The organism is Tenacibaculum profundicola (assembly GCF_057220795.1).
Map to the genome: position 1 here is coordinate 4,364,582 of NZ_CM170137.1, position 25,896 is coordinate 4,390,477.

The following is a 25,896-nucleotide window of genomic DNA, read 5'->3' on the forward strand; positions in this document are numbered from 1 at the left end:
AATATTTATGCGTTTTTATTTAATAATTCGTTCGCCAAATTTAAGTAATTTACGGCACCTTTACTGGTTGCATCATAAGAAATTATACTTTCACCGTAACTAGGAGCTTCACTTAAACGAATATTTCTGTGTACTACGGTGTCGAAAACCATAGAACTGAAATGTTTACGAACTTCGTCAACAACTTGATTTGAAAGACGTAAACGAGAATCAAACATAGTTAATAATAAACCTTCAATGTCTAAATCTTGATTATGTATTTTTTGAACACTTTTTATGGTGTTTAATAATTTTCCTAATCCTTCTAAGGCAAAATATTCACATTGAATAGGAATTATTACAGAGTCAGAGGCCACTAAAGAGTTCAACGTGATAAGACCAAGAGAAGGAGCACAATCAATTAAAATATAATCGTAGTCCTCTTTAATGTTTTTTAAAGCTTTTTTGAGCATATACTCTCTTTGCTGTTTGTCAACCAATTCAATCTCAATGGCTACTAAATCAATATGAGCAGGGATTAAATCCACATTAGGAGAATCCGTTTTTAAAACAGTTTCTTTCGGGTCAATTGTATGTTCAAGTACTTGGTATGTGCCTATTTCAATGCTTTCGACATCAATACCTAGACCAGAAGTAGCGTTCGCTTGTGGATCAGCATCTATCAATAATACTTTTTTCTCTAAAACACCTAAAGCCGCAGCCAAGTTAACTGAAGTTGTTGTTTTACCAACACCGCCTTTTTGATTTGCTATTGCAATAATTCTACCCATCGTATTTTGTCTAGTTTTGAAAGAGGTAAATTTACAATTATTTATGGTTTTTTATAGTGAAAGATGTTAACAATAATTAATGTTTTTACAAAAAATGGTGTTAAATGCCTGTTGAGCCATTATAAATACGTAAATAAAATTTATGTTTTTCAAACTCTCAACTGTGTTTTCTATATAAAACACCAATTTATCTGAGTTTTGAATGTGTCAATTCGAACTTATAGTATTCGTTGAATACCTAAAAACGGGTTTGTTTGATGATAAAGATTGGATTTTTAGTGATAAAAAAAGGTAGCCCGAACAAGCTACCTTTATTTTATAAGGTTGTTTTTTTGTTAGTTATTCAACATTACAGGCATAACAAGCATAGTTATATGCTCTCCTTCTTCTGTTCCATCAATTGGAGTTAAAATACCTGCTCTATTGGGTAAACTCATCTCAATAAGAACGTCATTTGCACTTAGGTTATTTAACATTTCACTTAAAAAACGAGAATTAAAGCCTATTTGCATGTCGTCTCCTTGATAATCACACAGTAAGCGTTCGTCGGCTTTATTAGAATAATCTAAATCTTCTGCCGATATATTTAACTCGGTACCGGCCATTTTTAACCGTATTTGATGGGTGGTTTTGCTAGAGAAAATTGAAACACGGCGCACTGAGTTTAAGAAAGTAGCTCTGTCAACCGTCAATTTATTGGGGTTTTCTTTCGGTATAACCGCTTCGTAATTAGGATACTTGCCGTCAATTAAACGGCATATTAAAACAACATTTTCAAAAATAAACTTGGCATTGGTGTCATTATACTCAATAGTAACATTCTCTTCAGAACCACCTAAGATTCCCTTCAATAAGTTCAAAGGTTTTTTCGGCATGATAAATTCAGCAGATTTATCAGCGGTAACATCGGTACGTGTATACTTCACAAGTTTGTGCGCATCAGTTGCTACAAAGGTTAACTCTTTTGAGTTAAACTGAAAGAAAACACCGCTCATTACAGGTCTTAAATCGTCATTTCCTGTAGCAAAAATTGTTTTCGTGATGGCTGTTGCCAAAATATGAGAGGGTATTTCAGTACTACTTGGTGACTGTAATTGAACTGCTTTAGGGAATTCATCGCCATTAAAATAGGCCATATCATATTTTCCTTGCTCAGAAATAATTTCAATTGTATTTTCTCCTTCAGTTTTAAAAGTTAAGGGCTGATCAGGGAAAGTTTTCAAAGTATCCAATAATAGCCGAGCATTAATAGCTATAGCTCCAACATCGGTACTTTCAACTTCTACAACAGCACTCATTGTAGTTTCTAAATCTGAGGATGATATTGTTAACTGATTTTCAGATAATTCAAACAAAAAATTATCTAAAATAGGTAACGTGTTATTACTGTTTATAACGCCTCCTAAAACTTGTAATTGTTTCAATAACTGAGAGCTAGATACTATAAATTTCATTGATTATGTTTCTAATGATTAGAACTACAAATATATTTTAATTTACTTAGTTATAAAATTTATTTTCAAAACTAATTAAATTGATAACTTATTGAGATGTTTCCGTAAAAATTTCCCTCAGGAACTTGTATGCTTTTTAGCTTTTTAGTATGATAATGTATACTGTATCCAAAGATGAAATGGTTTGAAGTAAAACGTATTCCTAGTTCAGTTGAGAATTTAAAAGGCATTACATCAAACGTTATGGGGTCATTTGAATTCAAAAAACTACCTTCAATGGTGGCATCATAAAATACATAACTAAGCGTTGGTTTTATATATATAAATGACTCAATTTCATTGTTGTACTTGGAGTTTTTATTGTTTAAATTACCATTGAAAGCAGTAGAGTTAACGAGCTCTTGTAAGGGTTTAAAACCGATTCTACCGTAAAAACCAGATGAAACAGTATTAAAAACAGTACCGATTTGCAAATTACTAATCCAATTTATATCATAATTATTGGAGACATCTTTTGTTAGCGGTTTTATAAAGCTTGAATCGAAGTTCAGGGCAAGAGCATTTTTTATTTGATATTCCCATCCAATAGCTTTTTTAAAGTTATAGATATCGTGGATGATATCTTGCAATTGCGACCCTAGTGCTGACGGACCAATAACCCCAAGTTGCACTGAGGTCTTTAATATGCTATTGTTTATATAATATTTATCAATGCCAAATTCACCGTATAAATACGCTGCAAAGGGTCTATCATGTTGTTTGTGAGATTGAACCGTAGCTTTAAACGGCGTGTACATATGATGCCCTATGGTAAATGTGTATATTTTTTTTTCAAAATGGGTGTTAGATAGCTTACTTAGATACCTATATTTGACAAAAAGCCCGTTGGTGTAATACCTATCTTGATAGGTAGATATGTACAAATCATTGTCGTTTGATAATACATATTCTTTATCGTATTTACGTTGTGAAAAACTAAAGGATGAAAATAAGATTGATAAAAAAATGATAAAATTTTTCATAGTAGCAAATATCATCTTATTTTAGCAATACTTATGTTAAATAATTTACATAATTACTCTTTTATCTATGAAAGAAAGATCGAAATTAACAATACAAGATTTTCAAAAAGTGACTTCTAATGAGGAGTTAAGATTGCTTCTAAAAGAGAAAGAAGTTTCAATTGAAAAAGTAGAGGCTAAAATTACGTATGAGAATGAGCTCAAAAAACTTCAGATTGAGTTGGTTAAGTTACAACAATGGATCGCGAAAAATAAGAAGAGAGTAGCGGTAGTTTTTGAAGGAAGAGATGCTGCAGGAAAAGGAGGAAGCATCAGGCGATTTATGGAGCATTTAAATCCAAGATCAACGCGTTTAGTAGCTTTGAACAAACCTACAGAGAAAGAAAAAGGGCAGTGGTACTTTCAGCGATATATAAAAGAGTTACCCAATCCAGGAGAAATTGTTTTTTTTGATCGTAGTTGGTATAATCGCGCAGTAGTTGAACCTGTAATGGGTTTTTGTGCTGAAAATCAATATAAAAGATTTTTAGTGCAGGTACCTGAATTTGAACATATGTTGTATGAGGATGGAGTGACCATAATTAAGTTTTGGTTGTCAATTTCTAAAGAAGAACAGTTAAGGCGTTTTAACTCTAGAAATAACAACCCTTTAAAGCGTTGGAAATTTAGTCCAGTTGATAAAAAAGGTCAAGAACTTTGGGATAAATATACCTTTTATAAAGATGAAATGTTTAGTAAAACACATACAACTTATAGTCCTTGGATCGTAGTGAAAACTAATGATAAGAAAAAAGCAAGAGTTGAGTGTATTCGTCATGTTTTATCTCAATTTAACTATCAGGGAAAGAAAGAAGCTAAAACAGTTTTGACCCCAGACCCCAATATTGTAATGCGCTATCATCGTTCAATAACTCAATTAGATTAATTATGGAGAATTTAACACAAAAGAGTGTCAATAAACTCAATTCTAATAGAGGTTTAAAAGCTATTTTATCAAAAGAGCCTTTCAATATTGAAAGAGCGTTACGCTATGTTAATTATGAACGAAAGTTGAAAAAACTACAAGTCGAGCTGATAAAACTTCAAACTTGGGCTATTGATAATAATGAGAGAATAATAGTTTTATTTGAAGGTAGAGATGCTGCAGGCAAAGGGGGGGCTATTCGTAGAATAACTGAGCGAATTAACCCGAGACATATGCGAATTGTAGCATTGCCAAAGCCTAGTGAGGATGAAAAAACACAATGGTATTTTCAACGTTACGTTAAGCAATTTCCAAAAGCAGGTGAAATGGTGTTTTTTGACAGAAGTTGGTATAACCGAGCAGTTGTAGAGCCAGTAAATGGATTTTGTACACCGTTTGAATATGATGTTTTTATGAATCAGGTGAATGATTTTGAAAGAATGATTTTAGAGTCGGGTATACGTTTAGTGAAAATATACATGTCAATTACCAAAAAAGAACAAGCAAAACGTTTTAGTGAAATAAAAAACGACCCTCTTAAGCAATGGAAAATGACCGCGGTAGACGAGAGAGCTCAAGAACTTTGGGATGATTATACAGAGTATAAAAGAACCATGTTTTCTAGAACAAATACTAAAACATCTCCATGGAAAGTGATCAGAGCAAATAGAAAAACCATGGCAAGAATTAATGTTATTAATTACATACTAAAGAGTATACCGTACGATAAAACAACGAAGGTTTAATCAATAGGGATTTGCTTTTTTAGTTCATCAAAAATAAAAAATATTTCTGCAGCGATTTGCTTAGAAGTATTCAAATAAACTTCTTTCGTATTGTCGTTGTTATCGGATACTTTTGGATCAACAAATGGTAAATGAAAGCGACCTATGGCATCAGGGATAAAAGGGCAGTTCTCATCTGCACTATCACAAGTGGTAATAGCAATGTATGGATAGTGATTATCGGGATGGTCAAAGGTTTTTGAAAACCCTATTAACGAGCTTTTAGACCCTTCATAAGAAATTAAATACTTAGGATTCTGATGAGAAAAATCATCAACATTGAATTCAAAACCAGCTATTTGTAAGGCTCTTATAGTGTTTCTGTGAAAAGCGGTTACCTCTGTTCCGCCAGAGAAGGCGTAAATATTCTGTAAGTTGAAGTACTCAGTGGCATAAAAACACCAAACTTGTGCTAATTGACTTCTTCTAGAGTTATGCGTACAGATAAAATTTAGATTAAGTTTTTCGCGATCGATGTATTCATCAATAATAGTATCAGCGATATCTGCCAATAACTCTTTTCGGTCATTACTTAAAGAGATCTCTTTTCTAGCGTCTTCAAAGAAAATTTTTGTGCTTGCGTTTTTAGTGTTAATCATTTATTTAATGTTCTTTTGTAAATTAAAATATCCGCAAATATAAAGGGTAGTATATTATAGTGAATTAAATAATAGTTAATTATGTGTTTTGAAATTGGAAATAAAGTTCGGGTCATTGATGATGTAATAGAAGGAGAAGTAGTTGGCTTTTATAATGACATGGTATTGGTAAAAGATGACCATGGAATGGAGTACCAGTTTTTTAAAGTAGAGTTGGTTAAAATAACGCTGGAGCAGCAAGAGTTGAGTAAATATTTAGATATAAATAATGCTATATTAAAAGAGAAACTCTCAGCTAAAAAAAAGAAAGTAAAAGCTTTTGTAAAAACAAAAAAAGAAGTTGTAATGGAGGTAGATTTACACATAGAGAAACTATTGAAATCTACCAAAGGAATGGATAACTATGATATATTGTCATATCAAATAGAAACAGCAAAAAGAAAAATTGAATATTGTTTGTCAAAAAAAATATCAAAAATAGTATTTATTCATGGAGTAGGCGAAGGAACGTTAAAATCTGAATTGAACTACTTGTTTAATAGATATCCAATAAAGTATTACGATGCATCATATAAACAATATGGAGCAGGAGCAACGGAGGTATATATATATCAAAATCCAAATTAACTTTATCTTTGTGATATGGAAAGAATGTATTTAGATAATGCAGCAACGACGCCAATGTTACCTGAGGTGATCGAACTAATGAGTGAATCAATGAAAGAAAACTATGGTAACCCGTCGTCAACTCATAAATATGGTAGAATGGCAAAAACAGCCATAGAAAGAGCAAGAAAAAATATAGCGAAGCATTTTAATGTATCCGCAAGTGAGATTTTTTTTACCTCAGGAGGTACAGAAGCGGATAACTTTCTGTTACAAAATGCAGTTACTAATATAGGTGTTCGAACTATAGTAACAACTAAGATAGAGCATTCTGCGGTATTAAACACAGTTGAGTTTTTACAAAAAACATATAATATAACAGTTGTATATATTGGAACAAATAAGAAAGGTGAGGTTGATTTAGAGGAGTTAGAAAAGGTGCTAGAGGAAACTAAAGTGAAAACCTTGGTTAGTTTAATGTGGATAAATAATGAGATTGGTAATATATTGCCAATAAAAGAAGTTGTTAAGATTTGTAAAAAAAACAACGCACTTTTTCATTCAGATACAGTACAAGCTATTGGTCATTATCAGTTAGATTTACAAGAAATACCATTGGATTTTATGGTAGGAAGTGCACACAAGTTTCATGGGCCAAAAGGAGTTGGATTTGCCTTTATTAGAAAAGGTATTTCAGTACGTCCTCTATTATATGGAGGCGGTCAAGAGAGAGGTGCGCGCTCAAGTACAGAAAATGTACATGCTATTTTAGGAATGGAAAAAGCATTAGAGCTGTCTTTGAAAAACTTAGAAGATGATATAAAGGTAATAGAAGAATTGAAATCACATCTAATAAATGGGGTTGAAGAAATATTTCCCGAAATAGAGTTTAACGGTTTATCTAAAAATTTAAATAGAAGCAGTTATACGATGGTAAACATAAGATTCCCTTTTATTGATAAAATGTTGATTTTTAATTTAGATCTTTTAGGAGTTGCCGCATCTGGAGGCAGTGCCTGTCAAAGTGGAAGTAATAAAGGTTCACATGTATTACAGAATATTTTAGACGAATACGAAAGCAAAAAGGCTTCTGTGCGTTTTTCATTTAATAAATTTAATAAATTGGCTCAAATAAATGATCTTTTGCAAATCTTTAGTGATATAAAAACAAAAAAACTTATGTAACCTGTTTTAAAGAGGTCATAAAAGATTTCAGCTTCATCAGTTATTGAAACATCTTCATTTTGATAATTTTTAATTATTCTTAATAGAGGGTGATTTAAAAAAAAAAATAAAAAAAAGACAGATATAATTAAAAGTTAACTATATTTGTCGCGTTTATTAGAAAAGCCCCCCAATATAGGTTCGCCGTTAAAACGGCTAATGTATTTTTTGGGGGGCTTCGTATGTCTTCCCGTATAATTTATTGAGAAATTAAGATGATATCCACGAAATGGGTATTGTAAAATTAATGCAAATTAAAATTCAATTTATATGGAGAAGTTTTACTTTTCAGATTTTAATGCTAGAAAAACAAGTTGTATTATTTCAGCGTTTTTATTGTTAATGGTTAGTGTTCAAATAAGGGCTCAAACTTGTGCCAGCGGTGATGTCTTGGCTACAACGAGTGTCATGAGTAGATGGGCACCTCCAGGTAAACTCATAGAGATGGAGAATAATATTGGTGCGTCTAATGTAGGGGTTTTAGTGGAGGTAACGGGTGAAACAGAAGCAATAACTAAAATCCAAGGAGGGTTAAATAATAATATCTCTGGATTAGATTTGATGACTAGTGGCTTTTCATCGGGTGGAGTTACGTTTACTTTTACATTCACTAGGACTGTAAGCGGCGTAAACTTTGATATAGGCCATATTAGTAAAGTTGGAGGAGAGCTGTATGGAGATAAATTTACGTTATATGCGCTAGATGGAGACAATAATGTAATTTACCCTCAAATTATAGAAAATGATCCAGATAATACCTTTGAGGTTAGAGGGGTAAATAATAATATTTTAGAAGCGGTTAACGAGAGAGGGATTCCAGGAAATGCAAATATTGGTTTTCTGGACTCTGATGGGATAAAACAAGTTGTAGTTGTTTGGGATAATTGCACTACTTGTGCTGCTGTCTCTGAATATGGTGCGATCATAGGTGATTTGAATTTTTGCTATGATCCTAGTATTTGTTCAGATCCGGAAAATGAATTTGGAGAAGATTGCGATTTTGATGGTGACGGTATTAATAATGGAGTAGATCTAGACGATGATAATGATGGGATATTAGATAGTGTAGAATGCCCTGAAACTACTGTTACATTTGATGAACCTTTTTTTGCTGGATATACACCAAGAGAAACGTTCACTATTAATGGAATGACTTTCAGTAAACATGGCGGTAGTGACAAAATGATTAGACTTGCCCATAAATATAATTATTACCCTGGTTCTAATCCAGGTTTCAGCGGGGAATATGTAGATTTAAACAATCCGCATAGTGGTAATGAGTCTTTGAAAATCGAGTTTGATCAACCAGTAACTTATTTAAAATTTGCGCTTAGTGCTGCAGATAGAAATACTCGGGGAAGGGCATTAACGTATGACATACACGGTAATCTAATAGAATCTACAGGTTTTTTTGAGAATGGGCATGACAGGGGAAATGATTACGTGATGCACTCTAAAAATGGTGTTTTAATTAGTTCTGTTGAAATAAAACCACATATCAATGATTGGGTACACGTAGATAATATAACGGTAAAAAGAGATTGTGACAATGATGGGGATAATTTTTCTAATCAATTTGATCTAGATAGTGATAACGATGGTTGTTATGATGCAATAGAAGCTGAAGGAGATTATAAAAGTTTACAGCTTTTTAATGGAGCATTTACAGGTGGCGTAGATAGTGATGGTATCCCTTCAGTTACTTCAGGTGGTCAGGGAACAACTTCGGCTGTAATAAATGATGCTTTTTATGAATGTCTAGATAGCGATAATGATGGTGTTGTTGATAATGTAGATTTAGATGATGATAATGATGGTATTTTAGATTCTGTAGAACAAGACTGTAAAATGTTAGATATTACCAACATTTCATCAGGGAATGGTGTATATAAAAATCAACTATATATTTTTAATTGGGATGACAACGTTTTTTCTGATGGAGTACAAAACGGAGATTCACAAACTTTTGAATTACCTAATGATATACGTATTACGGCAACGATATCTGGTACGTCGGGAGATACATCCTCTTTGCGTTCGAAAGATATGGATACATATTCAGGAGCTTTATTGCATGATCTTTATGATACATCTGGAGTTCATGAAGCAATTTATGGAACAAAATTTGCAGAGAACGTTTCGTTTACTGTAAATTTTGATGCGACAAAATCTGGAGTTCCATTTCCCTTAGAGCTTTTAGCACTAGATGCTGAATCTACTCACGTTGATGAATCACTAACATTTACAACTAACGGATCAGAATGGGAGTTATTAGAAGTTTTAAATGACGGAGGAGAGTTTACAGGAGAAGGAACAAAGACTATAGTTGCTGTAAATTCAGAAGAAGGAACGTCTATTTATTCTTCGAAGAATGCATCTTCTATAAATATAAGCATGGATTTTATCTCTGGACATTTGGGCAAACAAGGAGTTGCATTAGGATTTAGAGTAATATGCGATACAGATAACGATGGTATACCAGATTTTTTAGATACAGATTCGGATAATGACGGTTGTTACGATGCTATAGAAGGAGCTGAAAATGTTACATTATCACATCTGGATTCTAATGGAAGGATTAATGGAGGTGTTGACTCCGATGGAGTTCCTGTTATAGTGAGTCCTGAAGGTACAGGTGATACAGATAATTTACAGGCTCAAGGAACAACAGAAAATGTTACGACCGCTAATCCTCAAAATGTAGGAGCCTTAAGTGGTGGAACAATTGTATGTACTGAAGAAATGTTAACATTAATAACAGATGGTGATACTGGAGGTGTTTGGACTAGTTCAAATCCGAGTGTCGCTACAGTAAATTCTTCTGGAATTGTTTCAGGAATTAGTAGTGGGATGACTACCATTACTTATACTATAACCTCAGTTGGAGGATGTGAGGATTCAGTAGATGTTAATATAACAGTGAATACAAAGCCAAGCGTACCAACAGTAGCAAGTACTACTCAACCAACCTGTGCGGTTCCTTCAGGAACGATAGTTTTCACATCGCAAAGTGATGTAGAATATAGTGTAGGAAGTGGTTACCAATCTAGTGCAACTTTTAGAGAATTAACACCAGGTACTTATACTTTAAGCGTACGAAGCACAACAGATGCTACGTGTACCACTGAAGCTACAAGTACTGTTACGATTGATAGTATACCCAATGAACCAAGCGTACCAACAGTAGCAAGTACTACTCAACCAACCTGTGCGGTTCCTTCAGGAACGATAGTATTTACATCGCAAAGTGATGTAGAATATAGTGTAGGAAGTGGTTACCAATCTAGTGCAACTTTTAGAGAATTAACACCAGGTACTTATACCTTAAGCGTACGAAGCACAACAGATGCTACGTGTACCACTGAAGCTATAAGTACTGTTACGATTGATAGTATACCCAATGAACCAAGCGTACCAACAGTAGCAAGTACTACTCAACCAACCTGTGCGGTTCCTTCAGGAACGATAGTATTTACATCGCAAAGTGATGTAGAATATAGTGTAGGAAGTGGTTACCAATCTAGCGCAACTTTTAGAGAATTAACACCAGGTACTTATACTTTAAGCGTACGAAGCACAACAGATGCTACGTGTACCACTGAAGCTACAAGTACTGTTACGATTGATAGTATACCCAATGAACCAAGCGTACCAACAGTAGCAAGTACTACTCAACCAACCTGTGCGGTTCCTTCAGGAACGATAGTATTTACATCGCAAAGTAATGTAGAATATAGTGTAGGAAGTGGTTACCAATCTAGTGCAACTTTTAGAGAATTAACACCGGGTACCTATACCTTAAGCGTACGAAGCACAACAGATGCTACATGTACCACTGAAGCTACAAGTACTGTTACGATTGATAGTATACCCAATGAACCCAGCGTACCAACAGTAGCAAGTACTATTCAACCAACCTGTGCGGTTCCTTCAGGAACGATAGTTTTCACATCGCAAAGTAATGTAGAATATAGTGTAGGAAGTGGTTACCAATCTAGTGCAACTTTTAGAGAATTAACACCAGGTACTTATACCTTAAGCGTACGAAGCACAACAGATGCTACGTGTACCACTGAAGCTACAAGTACTGTTACGATTGATAGTATACCCAATGAACCAAGCGCACCAACAGTAGCAAGTACTACTCAACCAACCTGTGCGGTTCCTTCAGGAACGATAGTATTCACATCGCAAAGTGATGTAGAATATAGTGTAGGAAGTGGTTACCAATCTAGTGCAACTTTTAGAGAATTAACACCAGGTACTTATACCTTAAGCGTACGAAGCACAACAGATGCTACGTGTACCACTGAAGCTATAAGTACTGTTACGATTGATAGTATACCCAATGAACCCAGCGTACCAACAGTAGCGAGTACTACTCAACCAACTTGTGCGGTTCCTTCAGGAACGATAGTATTCACATCGCAAAGTGATGTAGAATATAGTGTAGGAAGTGGTTACCAATCTAGTGCAACTTTTAGAGAATTAACACCGGGTACCTATACCTTAAGCGTACGAAGCACAACAGATGCTACGTGTACCACTGAAGCTACAAGTACTGTTACGATTGATAGTATACCCAATGAACCCAGCGTACCAACAGTAGCGAGTACTACTCAACCAACCTGTGCGGTTCCTTCAGGAACGATAGTATTCACATCGCAAAGTAATGTAGAATATAGTGTAGGAAGTGGTTACCAATCTAGTGCAACTTTTAGAGAATTAACACCAGGTACTTATACCTTAAGCGTACGAAGCACAACAGATGCTACGTGTACCACTGAAGCTACAAGTACTGTTACGATTGATAGTATACCCAATGAACCAAGCGTACCAACAGTAGCGAGTACTACTCAACCAACCTGTGCGGTTCCTTCAGGAACGATAGTATTCACATCGCAAAGTAATGTAGAATATAGTGTAGGAAGTGGTTACCAATCTAGTGCAACTTTTAGAGAATTAACACCGGGTACCTATACCTTAAGCGTACGAAGCACAACAGATGCTACGTGTACCACTGAAGCTACAAGTACTGTTACGATTGATAGTATACCCAATGAACCCAGCGCACCAACAGTAGCAAGTACTACTCAACCAACCTGTGCGGTTCCTTCAGGAACGATAGTATTTACATCGCAAAGTAATGTAGAATATAGTGTAGGAAGTGGTTACCAATCTAGTGCAACTTTTAGAGAATTAACACCAGGTACTTATACCTTAAGCGTACGAAGCACAACAGATGCTACGTGTACCACTGAAGCTACAAGTACTGTTACGATTGATAGTATACCCAATGAAGCAAGCGTACCAACAGTAGCGAGTACTACTCAACCAACCTGTGCGGTTCCTTCTGGAACGATAGTATTTACATCGCAAAGTAATGTAGAATATAGTGTAGGAAGTGGTTACCAATCTAGTGCAACTTTTAGAGAATTAACACCGGGTACCTATACCTTAAGCGTACGAAGCACAACAGATGCTACGTGTACCACTGAAGCTACAAGTACTGTTACGATTGATAGTATACCCAATGAACCCAGCGTACCAACAGTAGCAAGTACTACTCAACCAACTTGTGCGGTTCCTTCAGGAACGATAGTTTTCACATCGCAAAGTGATGTAGAATATAGTGTAGGAAGTGGTTACCAATCTAGTGAAACTTTTAGAGAATTAACACCAGGTACTTATACCTTAAGCGTACGAAGCACAACAGATGCTACGTGTACCACTGAAGCTATAAGTACTGTTACGATTGATAGTATACCCAATGAAGCAAGCGTACCAACAGTAGCAAGTACTACTCAACCAACTTGTGCGGTTCCTTCAGGAACGATAGTATTCACATCGCAAAGTAATGTAGAATATAGTGTAGGAAGTGGTTACCAATCTAGTGCAACTTTTAGAGAATTAACACCAGGTACTTATACCTTAAGCGTACGAAGCACAACAGATGCTACGTGTACCACTGAAGCTATAAGTACTGTTACGATTGATAGTATACCCAATGAAGCAAGCGTACCAACAGTAGCAAGTACTACTCAACCAACTTGTGCGGTTCCTTCAGGAACGATAGTATTCACATCGCAAAGTGATGTAGAATATAGTGTAGGAAGTGGTTACCAATCTAGTGCAACTTTTAGAGAATTAACACCGGGTACCTATACCTTAAGCGTACGAAGCACAACAGATGCTACGTGTACCACTGAAGCTACAAGTACTGTTACGATTGATAGTATACCCAATGAACCCAGCGCACCAACAGTAGCAAGTACTACTCAACCAACCTGTGCGGTTCCTTCAGGAACGATAGTATTTACATCGCAAAGTAATGTAGAATATAGTGTAGGAAGTGGTTACCAATCTAGTGCAACTTTTAGAGAATTGACACCAGGTACTTATACCTTAAGCGTACGAAGCACAACAGATGCTACGTGTACCACTGAAGCTACAAGTACTGTTACGATTGATAGTATACCCAATGAAGCAAGCGTACCAACAGTAGCGAGTACTACTCAACCAACCTGTGCGGTTCCTTCAGGAACGATAGTATTTACATCGCAAAGTAATGTAGAATATAGTGTAGGAAGTGGTTACCAATCTAGTGTAACTTTTAGAGAATTAACACCAGGTACTTATACCTTAAGCGTACGAAGCACAACAGATGCTACGTGTACCACTGAAGCTACAAGTACTGTTACGATTGATAGTATACCCAATGAACCAAGCGTACCAACAGTAGCGAGTACTACTCAACCAACTTGTGCGGTTCCTTCAGGAACGATAGTATTTACATCGCAAAGTAATGTAGAATATAGTGTAGGAAGTGGTTACCAATCTAGTGCAACTTTTAGAGAATTAACACCGGGTACCTATACCTTAAGCGTACGAAGCACAACAGATGCTACGTGTACCACTGAAGCTATAAGTACTGTTACGATTGATAGTATACCCAATGAACCCAGCGTACCAACAGTAGCGAGTACTACTCAACCAACCTGTGCGGTTCCTTCAGGAACGATAGTATTTACATCGCAAAGTGATGTAGAATATAGTGTAGGAAGTGGTTACCAATCTAGTGCAACTTTTAGAGAATTAACACCGGGTACTTATACTTTAAGCGTACGAAGCACAACAGATGCTACGTGTACCACTGAAGCTACAAGTACTGTTACGATTGATAGTATACCCAATGAAGCAAGCGTACCAACAGTAGCAAGTACTACTCAACCAACCTGTGCGGTTCCTTCAGGAACGATAGTATTTACATCGCAAAGTAATGTAGAATATAGTGTAGGAAGTGGTTACCAATCTAGTGCAACTTTTAGAGAATTAACACCGGGTACCTATACCTTAAGCGTACGAAGCACAACAGATGCTACATGTACCACTGAAGCTACAAGTACTGTTACGATTGATAGTATACCCAATGAACCAAGCGTACCAACAGTAGCAAGTACTACTCAACCAACCTGTGCGGTTCCTTCAGGAACGATAGTTTTCACATCGCAAAGTGATGTAGAATATAGTGTAGGAAGTGGTTACCAATCTAGTGCAACTTTTAGAGAATTAACACCGGGTACCTATACCTTAAGCGTACGAAGCACAACAGATGCTACGTGTACCACTGAAGCTACAAGTACTGTTACGATTGATAGTATACCCAATGAACCAAGCGCACCAACAGTAGCAAGTACTACTCAACCAACTTGTGCGGTTCCTTCAGGAACGATAGTTTTCACATCGCAAAGTGATGTAGAATATAGTGTAGGAAGTGGTTACCAATCTAGTGCAACTTTTAGAGAATTAACACCGGGTACCTATACCTTAAGCGTACGAAGCACAACAGATGCTACGTGTACCACTGAAGCTATAAGTACTGTTACGATTGATAGTATACCCAATGAAGCAAGCGTACCAACAGTAGCAAGTACTACTCAACCAACTTGTGCGGTTCCTTCAGGAACGATAGTATTCACATCGCAAAGTGATGTAGAATATAGTGTAGGAAGTGGTTACCAATCTAGTGCAACTTTTAGAGAATTAACACCAGGTACTTATACCTTAAGCGTACGAAGCACAACAGATGCTACGTGTACCACTGAAGCTACAAGTACTGTTACGATTGATAGTATACCCAATGAACCCAGCGTACCAACAGTAGCGAGTACTACTCAACCAACTTGTGCGGTTCCTTCAGGAACGATAGTATTTACATCGCAAAGTGATGTAGAATATAGTGTAGGAAGTGGTTACCAATCTAGTGCAACTTTTAGAGAATTAACACCAGGTACCTATACCTTAAGCGTACGAAGCACAACAGATGCTACATGTACCACTGAAGCTACAAGTACTGTTACGATTGATAGTATACCCAATGAACCCAGCGTACCAACAGTAGCAAGTACTACTCAACCAACTTGTGCGGTTCCTTCAGGAACGATAGTTTTCACATCGCAAAGTGATGTAGAATATAGTGTAGGAAGTGGTTACCAATCTAGTGCAACTTTTAGAGAATTAACACCAGGTACCTATACCTTAAGCGTACGAAGCACAACAGATGCTACGTGTACCACTGAAGCTACAAGTACTGTTACGATTGATAGTATACCCAATGAAGCAAGCGTACCAACAGTAGCGAGTACTACTCAACCAACTTGTGCGGTTCCTTCAGGAACGATAGTATTCACATCGCAAAGTGATGTAGAATATAGTGTAGGAAGTGGTTACCAATCTAGTGCAACTTTTAGAGAATTAACACCAGGTACTTATACCTTAAGCGTACGAAGCACAACAGATGCTACGTGTACCACTGAAGCTACAAGTACTGTTACGATTGATAGTATACCCAATGAACCCAGCGTACCAACAGTAGCAAGTACTACTCAACCAACCTGTGCGGTTCCTTCAGGAACGATAGTATTCACATCGCAAAGTAATGTAGAATATAGTGTAGGAAGTGGTTACCAATCTAGTGCAACTTTTAGAGAATTAACACCAGGTACTTATACCTTAAGCGTACGAAGCACAACAGATGCTACGTGTACCACTGAAGCTACAAGTACTGTTACGATTGATAGTATACCCAATGAACCCAGCGTACCAACAGTAGCAAGTACTACTCAACCAACTTGTGCGGTTCCTTCAGGAACGATAGTTTTCACATCGCAAAGTGATGTAGAATATAGTGTAGGAAGTGGTTACCAATCTAGTGCAACTTTTAGAGAATTAACACCAGGTACCTATACCTTAAGCGTACGAAGCACAACAGATGCTACGTGTACCACTGAAGCTACAAGTACTGTTACGATTGATAGTATACCCAATGAACCCAGCGTACCAACAGTAGCAAGTACTACTCAACCAACTTGTGCGGTTCCTTCAGGAACGATAGTTTTCACATCGCAAAGTGATGTAGAATATAGTGTAGGAAGTGGTTACCAATCTAGTGCAACTTTTAGAGAATTAACACCGGGTACCTATACCTTAAGCGTACGAAGCACAACAGATGCTACGTGTACCACTGAAGCTACAAGTACTGTTACGATTGATAGTATACCCAATGAACCCAGCGTACCAACAGTAGCAAGTACTACTCAACCAACCTGTGCGGTTCCTTCAGGAACGATAGTATTCACATCGCAAAGTAATGTAGAATATAGTGTAGGAAGTGGTTACCAATCTAGTGCAACTTTTAGAGAATTAACACCAGGTACTTATACCTTAAGCGTACGAAGCACAACAGATGCTACGTGTACCACTGAAGCTACAAGTACTGTTACGATTGATAGTATACCCAATGAAGCAAGCGTACCAACAGTAGCGAGTACTACTCAACCAACTTGTGCGGTTCCTTCAGGAACGATAGTTTTCACATCGCAAAGTGATGTAGAATATAGTGTAGGAAGTGGTTACCAATCTAGTGCAACTTTTAGAGAATTAACACCAGGTACCTATACCTTAAGCGTACGAAGCACAACAGATGCTACGTGTACGACTGAAGCTACAAGTACTGTTACGATTGATAGTATACCCAATGAAGCAAGCGTACCAACAGTAGCAAGTACTACTCAACCAACTTGTGCGGTTCCTTCAGGAACGATAGTATTTACATCGCAAAGTGATGTAGAATATAGTGTAGGAAGTGGTTACCAATCTAGTGCAACTTTTAGAGAATTAACACCGGGTACCTATACCTTAAGCGTACGAAGCACAACAGATGCTACGTGTACCACTGAAGCTACAAGTACTGTTACGATTGATAGTATACCCAATGAACCCAGCGTACCAACAGTAGCAAGTACTACTCAACCAACTTGTGCGGTTCCTTCAGGAACGATAGTATTTACATCGCAAAGTGATGTAGAATATAGTGTAGGAAGTGGTTACCAATCTAGTGCAACTTTTAGAGAATTAACACCGGGTACCTATACCTTAAGCGTACGAAGCACAACAGATGCTACGTGTACCACTGAAGCTACAAGTACTGTTACGATTGATAGTATACCCAATGAACCCAGCGTACCAACAGTAGCGAGTACTACTCAACCAACCTGTGCGGTTCCTTCAGGAACGATAGTATTCACATCGCAAAGTAATGTAGAATATAGTGTAGGAAGTGGTTACCAATCTAGTGCAACTTTTAGAGAATTAACACCAGGTACTTATACCTTAAGCGTACGAAGCACAACAGATGCTACGTGTACCACTGAAGCTACAAGTACTGTTACGATTGATAGTATACCCAATGAAGCAAGCGTACCAACAGTAGCGAGTACTACTCAACCAACCTGTGCGGTTCCTTCAGGAACGATAGTATTTACATCGCAAAGTGATGTAGAATATAGTGTAGGAAGTGGTTACCAATCTAGTGCAACTTTTAGAGAATTAACACCGGGTACCTATACCTTAAGCGTACGAAGCACAACAGATGCTACGTGTACCACTGAAGCTACAAGTACTGTTACGATTGATAGTATACCCAATGAACCCAGCGTACCAACAGTAGCAAGTACTACTCAACCAACTTGTGCGGTTCCTTCAGGAACGATAGTTTTCACATCGCAAAGTGATGTAGAATATAGTGTAGGAAGTGGTTACCAATCTAGTGCAACTTTTAGAGAATTAACACCAGGTACCTATACCTTAAGCGTACGAAGCACAACAGATGCTACGTGTACGACTGAAGCTACAAGTACTGTTACTATAGTTGAATTTTATACATGTAATGATATTATTGATATTAATGAAGATTCAGAAGTAAGTATTAATATATACTTAAATGATATTAGTATTCCTTTATTGGGCACATTATCAGTTGGTAACCCTATGAATGGAATAATATCTATAAATGATGGAGGAACACCTAATGATCCAAGTGATGATGTTGTGTTATATTCACCAAATCAAAATTTTACAGGAAGTGATAGTTTTGTATATACAGTTTGTGATAACTCTTCTCCACAAATATGTAGTACATCGATTGTTACAATTAATGTTTTGAAAGATACCGACGGAGATGGAGTCATAGATAGTATAGATGTAGACGATGATAATGATGGGATTCCAGATATTGCAGAGGGTACAGAGGATACCGATGGTGATGGTATAATTGACAGCTTAGATTTAGATAGCGATAATGATGGTGTTTTAGATGTAGATGAAGGAGGAGATGGAGCCTTAGATACAAATAATGATGGAGTTATTGATTCAAACGATACTGGTTACACAGATGTCAATGGAGATGGTCAGGCAGATGGTTCAGTAGACGATAATGAAGAGCCAGATGCAGACGGAGATGGCGTGCCGAACTATAAAGATTTAGATAGTGATAATGATGGAATCAATGATGTTATTGAAGATGAGAATACCGATGTAAATAATGATGGTATTGCTGATGGCACAGATTCAGATGGCGATGGAATCGTAGACAGTGTTGATGCAGATGATTTTAATTTTGGAGAAGGTAATGGAGGTGAACCAGATAATACAGATTCAGACGGAGACAGTGTGCCAGACTACCTAGACTTGGATAGTGATGATGATGGTATAAATGACGTGGTAGAAGGTGGAAATTCTGATGCAGATGGTAACGGTTTAGTTGATGGGGAAGATACCGATGGAGATGGAATCTTAGACGTCGTAGATGAGGATGTAGATAATTTTGGAGATTCAGGAAATACAGACGTAAATGATACCGATCCAACAGATCCAAATGATGGAGGAACAGGAGTCGTAGATGATAGTGGAACGGATTCAGATGGTGATGGTATTGCAGATAGTGTTGATGGAGAAGATACCGTGTTTGGAGATAGTGAAGTAGATACCGATGGTGATGGTATTGTGGATAGTGTTGATGTAGATGATGATAATGACGGAATTCCTGATATGGACGAAGGTACAGAGGATACCGATGGCGATGGTATAATTGACAGCTTAGATTTAGATAGCGATAATGATGGTATTTTAGATGTAGATGAAGGAGGAGATGGAGCCTTAGATACAAATAACGATGGAGTTATTGATTCAAATGACACTGGTTATACAGATTCAGATGGCGATGGTCAGGCAGATGGTTCAGTAGACGTTAATGAAGAGCCAGATGCAGACGGAGATGGCGTACCGAACTATAAAGATTTAGATAGTGATAATGATGGAATCAATGATGTTATTGAAGATGAAAATACCGATGTAAATAATGATGGTATTGCTGATGGCATAGATTCAGATGGCGATGGAATCGTAGACAGTGTTGATGCAGATGATTTTAATTTTGGAGAAGGTAATGGAGGTGAACCAGATAATACAGATTCAGATGGAGACAGTGTACCAGACTACCTAGACTTGGATAGTGATGATGATGGTATAAATGACGTGGTAGAAGGTGGAAATTCTGATGCAGATGGTAACGGTTTAGTTGATGGGGAAGATACCGATGGAGATGGAATCTTAGACGTCGTAGATGAGGATGTAGATAATTTTGGAGATTCAGGAAATACAGACGTAAATGATACCGATCCAACAGATCCAAATGATGGAGGAACAGGGGTCGTAGATGATAGTGGGACGGATTCAGATGGTGATGGTATTGCAGATAGTGTCGATGGAGAAGATACCGTGTTTGGAGATAGTGAAGTGGATACCGATGGTGATGGTATTGTGGATAGTGTTGATGTAGATGATGATAATGACGGAATTCCTGATATGGACGAAGGTACAGAGGATACCGATGGCGATGGTATAATTGACAGCTTAGATTTAGATAGCGATAATGATGGTATTTTAGATGTAGATGAAGGAGGAGATGGAGCCTTAGATACAAATAACGATGGAGTTATTGATTCAAATGACACTGGTTATACAGATTCAGATGGCGATGGTCAGGCAGATGGTTCAGTAGACGTTAATGAAGAGCCAGATGCAGACGGAGATGGCGTACCAAACTATAAAGATTTAGATAGTGATAATGATGGAATCAATGATGTTATTGAAGATGAAAATACCGATGTAAATAATGATGGTATTGCTGATGGCACAGATTCAGATGGCGATGGAATCGTAGACAGCGTGGATGCGGATGATTCAAATTTTGGAGAAGGTGATGGAGGCGAGTCTGATAATACAGATTCAGATGGAGACAGTGTGCCAGACTACCTAGACTTGGATAGTGATGATGATGGTATAAATGACGTGGTAGAAGGTGGAAATTCTGATGCAGATGGTAACGGTTTAGTTGATGGGGAAGATACCGATGGAGATGGAATCTTAGACGTCGTAGATGAGGATGTAGATAATTTTGGAGATTCAGGAAATACAGACGTAAATGATACCGATCCAACAGATCCAAATGATGGAGGAACAGGAGTCGTAGATGATAGTGGGACGGATTCAGATGGTGATGGTATTGCAGATAGTGTCGATGGAGAAGATACCGTGTTTGGAGATAGTGAAGTGGATACCGATGGTGATGGTATTGTGGATAGTGTTGATGTAGATGATGATAATGACGGAATTCCAGATATGGACGAAGGTACAGAGGATACGGATGGCGATGGTATAATTGATAGTTTAGATTTAGATAGCGATAATGATGGTATTTTAGATGTAGATGAAGGAGGAGATGGAGCCTTAGATACAAATAACGATGGTGTTATTGATTCAAATGACACTGGTTATACAGATGCTAATGGCGATGGTCAGGCAGATGGTTCAGTAGACGTTAATGAAGAGCCAGATGCAGACGGGGACGGCGTGCCAAACTATAAAGATTTAGATAGTGATAATGATGGAATCAATGATGTTATTGAAGATGAAAACACCGATGTAAATAATGATGGTATTGCTGATGGCACAGATTCAGATGGCGATGGAATCGTAGACAGCGTGGATGCGGATGATTCAAATTTTGGAGAAGGTGATGGAGGCGAATCTGATAATACAGATTCAGATGGAGACAGTGTGCCAGACTACTTAGACTTGGATAGTGATGATGATGGTATAAATGACGTGGTAGAAGGTGGAAATCCTGATGCAGATGGTAACGGTTTAGTTGATGGGGAAGATACCGATGGTGATGGAATCTTAGACGTCGTAGATGAGGATGTAGATAATTTTGGAGATTCAGGAAATACAGACGTAAATGATACCGATCCAACAGATCCAAATGATGGAGGAACAGGAGTCGTAGATGATAGTGGGACGGATTCAGATGGTGATGGTATTGCAGATAGTGTCGATGGAGAAGATACCGTGTTTGGAGATAGTGAAGTGGATACCGATGGTGATGGTATTGTGGATAGTGTTGATGTAGATGATGATAATGACGGAATTCCTGATATAGCAGAAGGTACAGAAGATACCGATGGCGATGGTATAATTGATAGCTTAGATTTAGATAGCGATAATGATGGTATATTAGATGTAGATGAAGGAGGAGATGGAGCCTTAGATACAAATAACGATGGTGTTATTGATTCAAATGACACTGGTTATACAGATGCTAATGGCGATGGTCAGGCAGATGGTTCAGTAGACGATAATGAAGAGCCAGATGCAGACGGAGATGGCGTACCAAACTATCAAGATTTAGATAGTGATAATGATGGAATCAATGATGTTATTGAAGATGAAAATACCGATGTAAATAATGATGGTATTGCTGATGGCACAGATTCAGATGGCGATGGAATCGTAGATAGTGTTGATGCAGATGATTTTAGTTTTGGAGAAGGTGATGAAGGTGAGCCTGATAATACAGATTCAGACGGAGACAGTGTGCCAGACTACCTAGACTTGGATAGTGATGATGATGGTATAAATGACGTGGTAGAAGGTGGAAATTCTGATGCAGACGGTAACGGTTTAGTTGATGGGGAAGATACCGATGGTGATGGAATCTTAGACGTCGTAGATGAGGATGTAGATAATTTTGGAGATTCAGGAAATACAGACGTAAATGATACCGATCCAACAGATCCAAATGATGGAGGAACAGGAGTCGTAGATGATAGTGGAACGGATTCAGATGGTGATGGTATTGCAGATAGTGTTGATGGAGATGATACCGTGTTTGGAGACAGTGGAGTAGATACCGATGGTGATGGTGTTCCCGATAGTGTTGATGTAGATGACGATAATGACGGAATTCCTGATGTTGCAGAAGGAACAGAAGATACGGATGGTGATGGTATAATTGACAGCTTAGATTTGGATAGCGATAATGATGGTATTTTAGATGTAGATGAAGGAGGAGATGGAGCCTTAGATACAAATAACGATGGTGTTATTGATTCAAACGATACTGGTTATACAGATGTTAATGGCGATGGTCAGGCAGATGGCTCAGTAGACGATAATGAAGAGCCAGATGCAGACGGAGATGGCGTGCCGAACTATCAAGATTTAGATAGTGATAATGATGGAATCAATGATGTTATTGAAGATGAAAATACCGATGTAAATAATGATGGTATTGCTGATGGCACAGATTCAGATGGCGATGGAATCGTAGATAGCGTGGATGCGGATGATTCAAATTTTGGAGAAGGTGATGGAGGCGAGCCAGATAATACAGATTCAGACGGAGACAGTGTGCCAGATTACCTAGACTTGGATAGTGATGATGATGGTATAAATGACGTGGTAGAAGGTGGGAATTCTGATGCAGATGGTAACGGTTTAGTTGATGGGGAAGATACCGATGGTGATGGAATCTTAGACGCAGTAGATGAGGATGTAGATAATTTTGGAGATTCAGGAAATACAGATGTAAATGATACTGATGTAACAGATCCAAATGATGGAGGAACAGGAGTCGTAGATGATAGTGGAACGGATTCAGATGGCGATGGTATTGCAGATAGTGTTGATGGAAATGATACCGTGTTTGGAGACAGTGGAGTAGATACCGATGGTGATGGTGTTCCCGATATTGCTGATGTAGATGACGATAATGACGGAATTCCTGATATTGATGAAGGTACCGAGGATACGGATGGTGATGGTATAATTGATAGCTTAGATTTGGATAGCGATAATGATGGTATTTTAGATGTAGATGAAGGAGGAGATGGAGCCTTAGATACAAACAATGATGGTGTTATTGATTCAAATGACATTGGTTATACAGATACCAATGGCGATGGACAGGCAGATGGCTCAGTAGACGATAATGAAGAGCCAGATGCAGACGGAGATGGCGTACCAAATTATCAAGATTTAGATAGTGATAATGATGGAATCAATGATGTTATTGAAGATGAAAATATAGATATAAATAATGATGGTATTGCCGATGGTACTGATTCAGATGGCGATGGAATCGTAGATAGCGCAGATGCAGATGATTCAAGTTTTGGAGAAGGTAATGGAGGTGAATCTGATAATACAGATTCAGATGGAGATAGTGTGCCAGACTACCTAGACTTAGATAGTGATGATGATGGTATAAATGACGTGGTAGAAGGCGGAAATACAGATGAAGATGGTAGCGGAACCGTTGATGGAGAAGAGGATACCGATGGCGATGGGATCTTAGATGTCGTAGATGATGATGTAGATAATTTTGGAGACTTAGGAAACACAGATGGAAGTAGTACAGACCCAACAGATCCAAATGACGGTGGAACAGGTGTGGTAGAAGATAGTGGAACGGATTCAGATGGCGATGGTATTGCGGATAGTGTTGATGAATTGGATGGATTTGGTGATGCTTTGCTTACTGACACTTGTGTCGAGGTTTATAATAATATAAGTCCTAATGGTGATGGTAAAAATGATTTCCTTAATATTGATTGTATTGAAAACTTCCCAAATAATAGTTTAGAAATTTTTAACAGATGGGGTAATACGGTATTTAAAGGAGAGGGATATGATAATAGAGATGTTGTTTTTAGAGGTATATCTAAAGGTAGAGCTAATATAAATGTTGATAGTAAGCTTCCTGTTGGTACATATTTTTATATATTAGATTTGGGGGAAGGAAGTCCAGTTAAAAAAGGATGGATCTACATTAATAGGTAATAAATTATTAAATAATTGAAGAATAAAATGAAGTCAGTTTCACAATTTATATGTTTGCTAGGTGTTTGTATGATATTAAAAACCTATGCACAACAAGATCCTCAATTTACGCAATATATGTTCAATACAATGAGCGTTAACCCTGCGTATGCTGGATCTAAAGGCCATCCAGTTATAACAGCTTTAGGGAGAACACAATGGGTTGGTTTTGACGGTGCTCCAGATACACAGAATTTGAGCTTTGATTCTCCAATTGGATATTCAGGGCTGGGTCTTGGTTTTAATTTGGTTAACGACAAGATCGGACCTTCACATGAAATTTATTTTGATACTAATTTGTCTTATACAATAGAGACTGGAGAAGAAGGAAATTTTGCTTTTGGTTTACGTCTAGGAGGTAGAATGTTAAATATTGATTGGACAAAAGGTAAAGTGGTAGATAGCGAAACATTGTTTGAGAATAATATTAATGGTAAATTCTTACCAACAGTAGGTGCTGGAATATACTACCATGAATCTCAGTGGTATATCGGGTTGTCTGTTCCGAATTTTCTGAGATCAGAACATTATGATAAAAATTTGGAAGAGCTTGCAGAAGCAGCCACCGAAAGGATGCACTTTTTCTTAATAGCAGGTTACGTATTTGATTTAAATGAAGGTATAAAATTTAAACCTGCCGCATTGTTAAAGGGTGTGAAAGGTGCCCCGTTATCATTAGATGTTTCTGCTAATTTTTTGTTTAATGAGAAATTTAGAGCTGGATTAGCATGGAGATGGGGTGATTCTATCAGTGCACTTTTAGGTTTTCAAGCAACGGATACATTATTAATTGGATACGCATATGATTTGACTACATCAAATTATAACGTTACGAATACAGGAACCCACGAGGTTATGCTTAGGTATGAAATACTTAGAGAGTCTAAATATAGATCTCCTAGATTCTTTTAAT

Annotated in this window: 10 protein-coding genes; 6 read left to right on the forward strand and 4 right to left on the reverse strand. The window is 37.3% G+C overall.

Annotated elements, in window-relative coordinates; all coding sequences use genetic code 11:
- Nucleotides 1-5: 5 nt before the first annotated feature.
- The 3 genes from AC2TDS_RS17905 to AC2TDS_RS17915 all read right to left on the reverse strand — a co-directional run bounded on the left by AC2TDS_RS17905 (nucleotide 6) and on the right by AC2TDS_RS17915 (nucleotide 3,246).
- The gene (locus AC2TDS_RS17905; protein ID WP_484736942.1) at nucleotides 6-770 is read right to left on the reverse strand and encodes a ParA family protein; all 765 of its coding nucleotides are present in this window, start codon (nucleotides 768-770) and stop codon (nucleotides 6-8) included.
- A gap of 335 nt (nucleotides 771-1,105) precedes the next feature.
- The gene (dnaN, locus tag AC2TDS_RS17910; RefSeq protein ID WP_484736943.1) at nucleotides 1,106-2,224 is read right to left on the reverse strand and encodes a DNA polymerase III subunit beta; all 1,119 of its coding nucleotides are present in this window, start codon (nucleotides 2,222-2,224) and stop codon (nucleotides 1,106-1,108) included.
- Between the two features lie 71 nt (nucleotides 2,225-2,295).
- Nucleotides 2,296-3,246, reverse strand: coding sequence for a lipid A deacylase LpxR family protein (locus tag AC2TDS_RS17915; protein WP_484736944.1), 951 nt, complete (start codon nucleotides 3,244-3,246; stop codon nucleotides 2,296-2,298).
- A 67-nt stretch (nucleotides 3,247-3,313) separates the two neighbouring features.
- Between AC2TDS_RS17915 and ppk2 (AC2TDS_RS17920) the strand changes: the two genes are divergently transcribed.
- Both ppk2 (AC2TDS_RS17920) and ppk2 (AC2TDS_RS17925) read left to right on the forward strand, forming a co-directional pair.
- Nucleotides 3,314-4,171, forward strand: a complete 858-nt coding sequence (ppk2, locus tag AC2TDS_RS17920; protein WP_484736945.1) for a polyphosphate kinase 2 — start codon at nucleotides 3,314-3,316, stop codon at nucleotides 4,169-4,171.
- Between the two features lie 2 nt (nucleotides 4,172-4,173).
- Nucleotides 4,174-4,956, forward strand: a complete 783-nt coding sequence (gene ppk2 / locus AC2TDS_RS17925) for a polyphosphate kinase 2 (RefSeq protein ID WP_484736946.1) — start codon at nucleotides 4,174-4,176, stop codon at nucleotides 4,954-4,956.
- On the opposite strand, the gene AC2TDS_RS17930 is transcribed toward ppk2 (AC2TDS_RS17925), so the two are convergent.
- Nucleotides 4,953-5,594: a low molecular weight phosphatase family protein gene (locus AC2TDS_RS17930; protein ID WP_484736947.1), complete on the reverse strand. Its 642-nt coding sequence runs from the start codon at nucleotides 5,592-5,594 to the stop codon at nucleotides 4,953-4,955. The genes ppk2 (AC2TDS_RS17925) and AC2TDS_RS17930 overlap by 4 nt on opposite strands.
- Nucleotides 5,595-5,675: 81 nt before the next feature.
- Between AC2TDS_RS17930 and AC2TDS_RS17935 the strand changes: the two genes are divergently transcribed.
- From AC2TDS_RS17935 to AC2TDS_RS17950, 4 genes are all read left to right on the forward strand, one after another.
- On the forward strand, nucleotides 5,676-6,221 hold the full coding sequence (locus AC2TDS_RS17935; RefSeq protein ID WP_484736948.1) for a DUF8465 domain-containing protein: 546 nt from the start codon (nucleotides 5,676-5,678) through the stop codon (nucleotides 6,219-6,221).
- Between the two features lie 15 nt (nucleotides 6,222-6,236).
- Nucleotides 6,237-7,385: a cysteine desulfurase family protein gene (locus AC2TDS_RS17940; RefSeq protein WP_484736949.1), complete on the forward strand. Its 1,149-nt coding sequence runs from the start codon at nucleotides 6,237-6,239 to the stop codon at nucleotides 7,383-7,385.
- A 309-nt stretch (nucleotides 7,386-7,694) separates the two neighbouring features.
- Nucleotides 7,695-24,944 carry a T9SS type B sorting domain-containing protein gene (locus AC2TDS_RS17945; protein ID WP_484736950.1) on the forward strand — a complete coding sequence of 5,750 codons (17,250 nt, stop codon included), beginning with the start codon at nucleotides 7,695-7,697 and terminating at the stop codon, nucleotides 24,942-24,944.
- 27 nt (nucleotides 24,945-24,971) lie between these two features.
- Entirely contained in the window at nucleotides 24,972-25,895 is a 924-nt protein-coding gene (locus tag AC2TDS_RS17950) for a PorP/SprF family type IX secretion system membrane protein (protein WP_484736951.1), read from the forward strand.
- The last annotated feature ends 1 nt before the right edge of the window (nucleotide 25,896 follow it).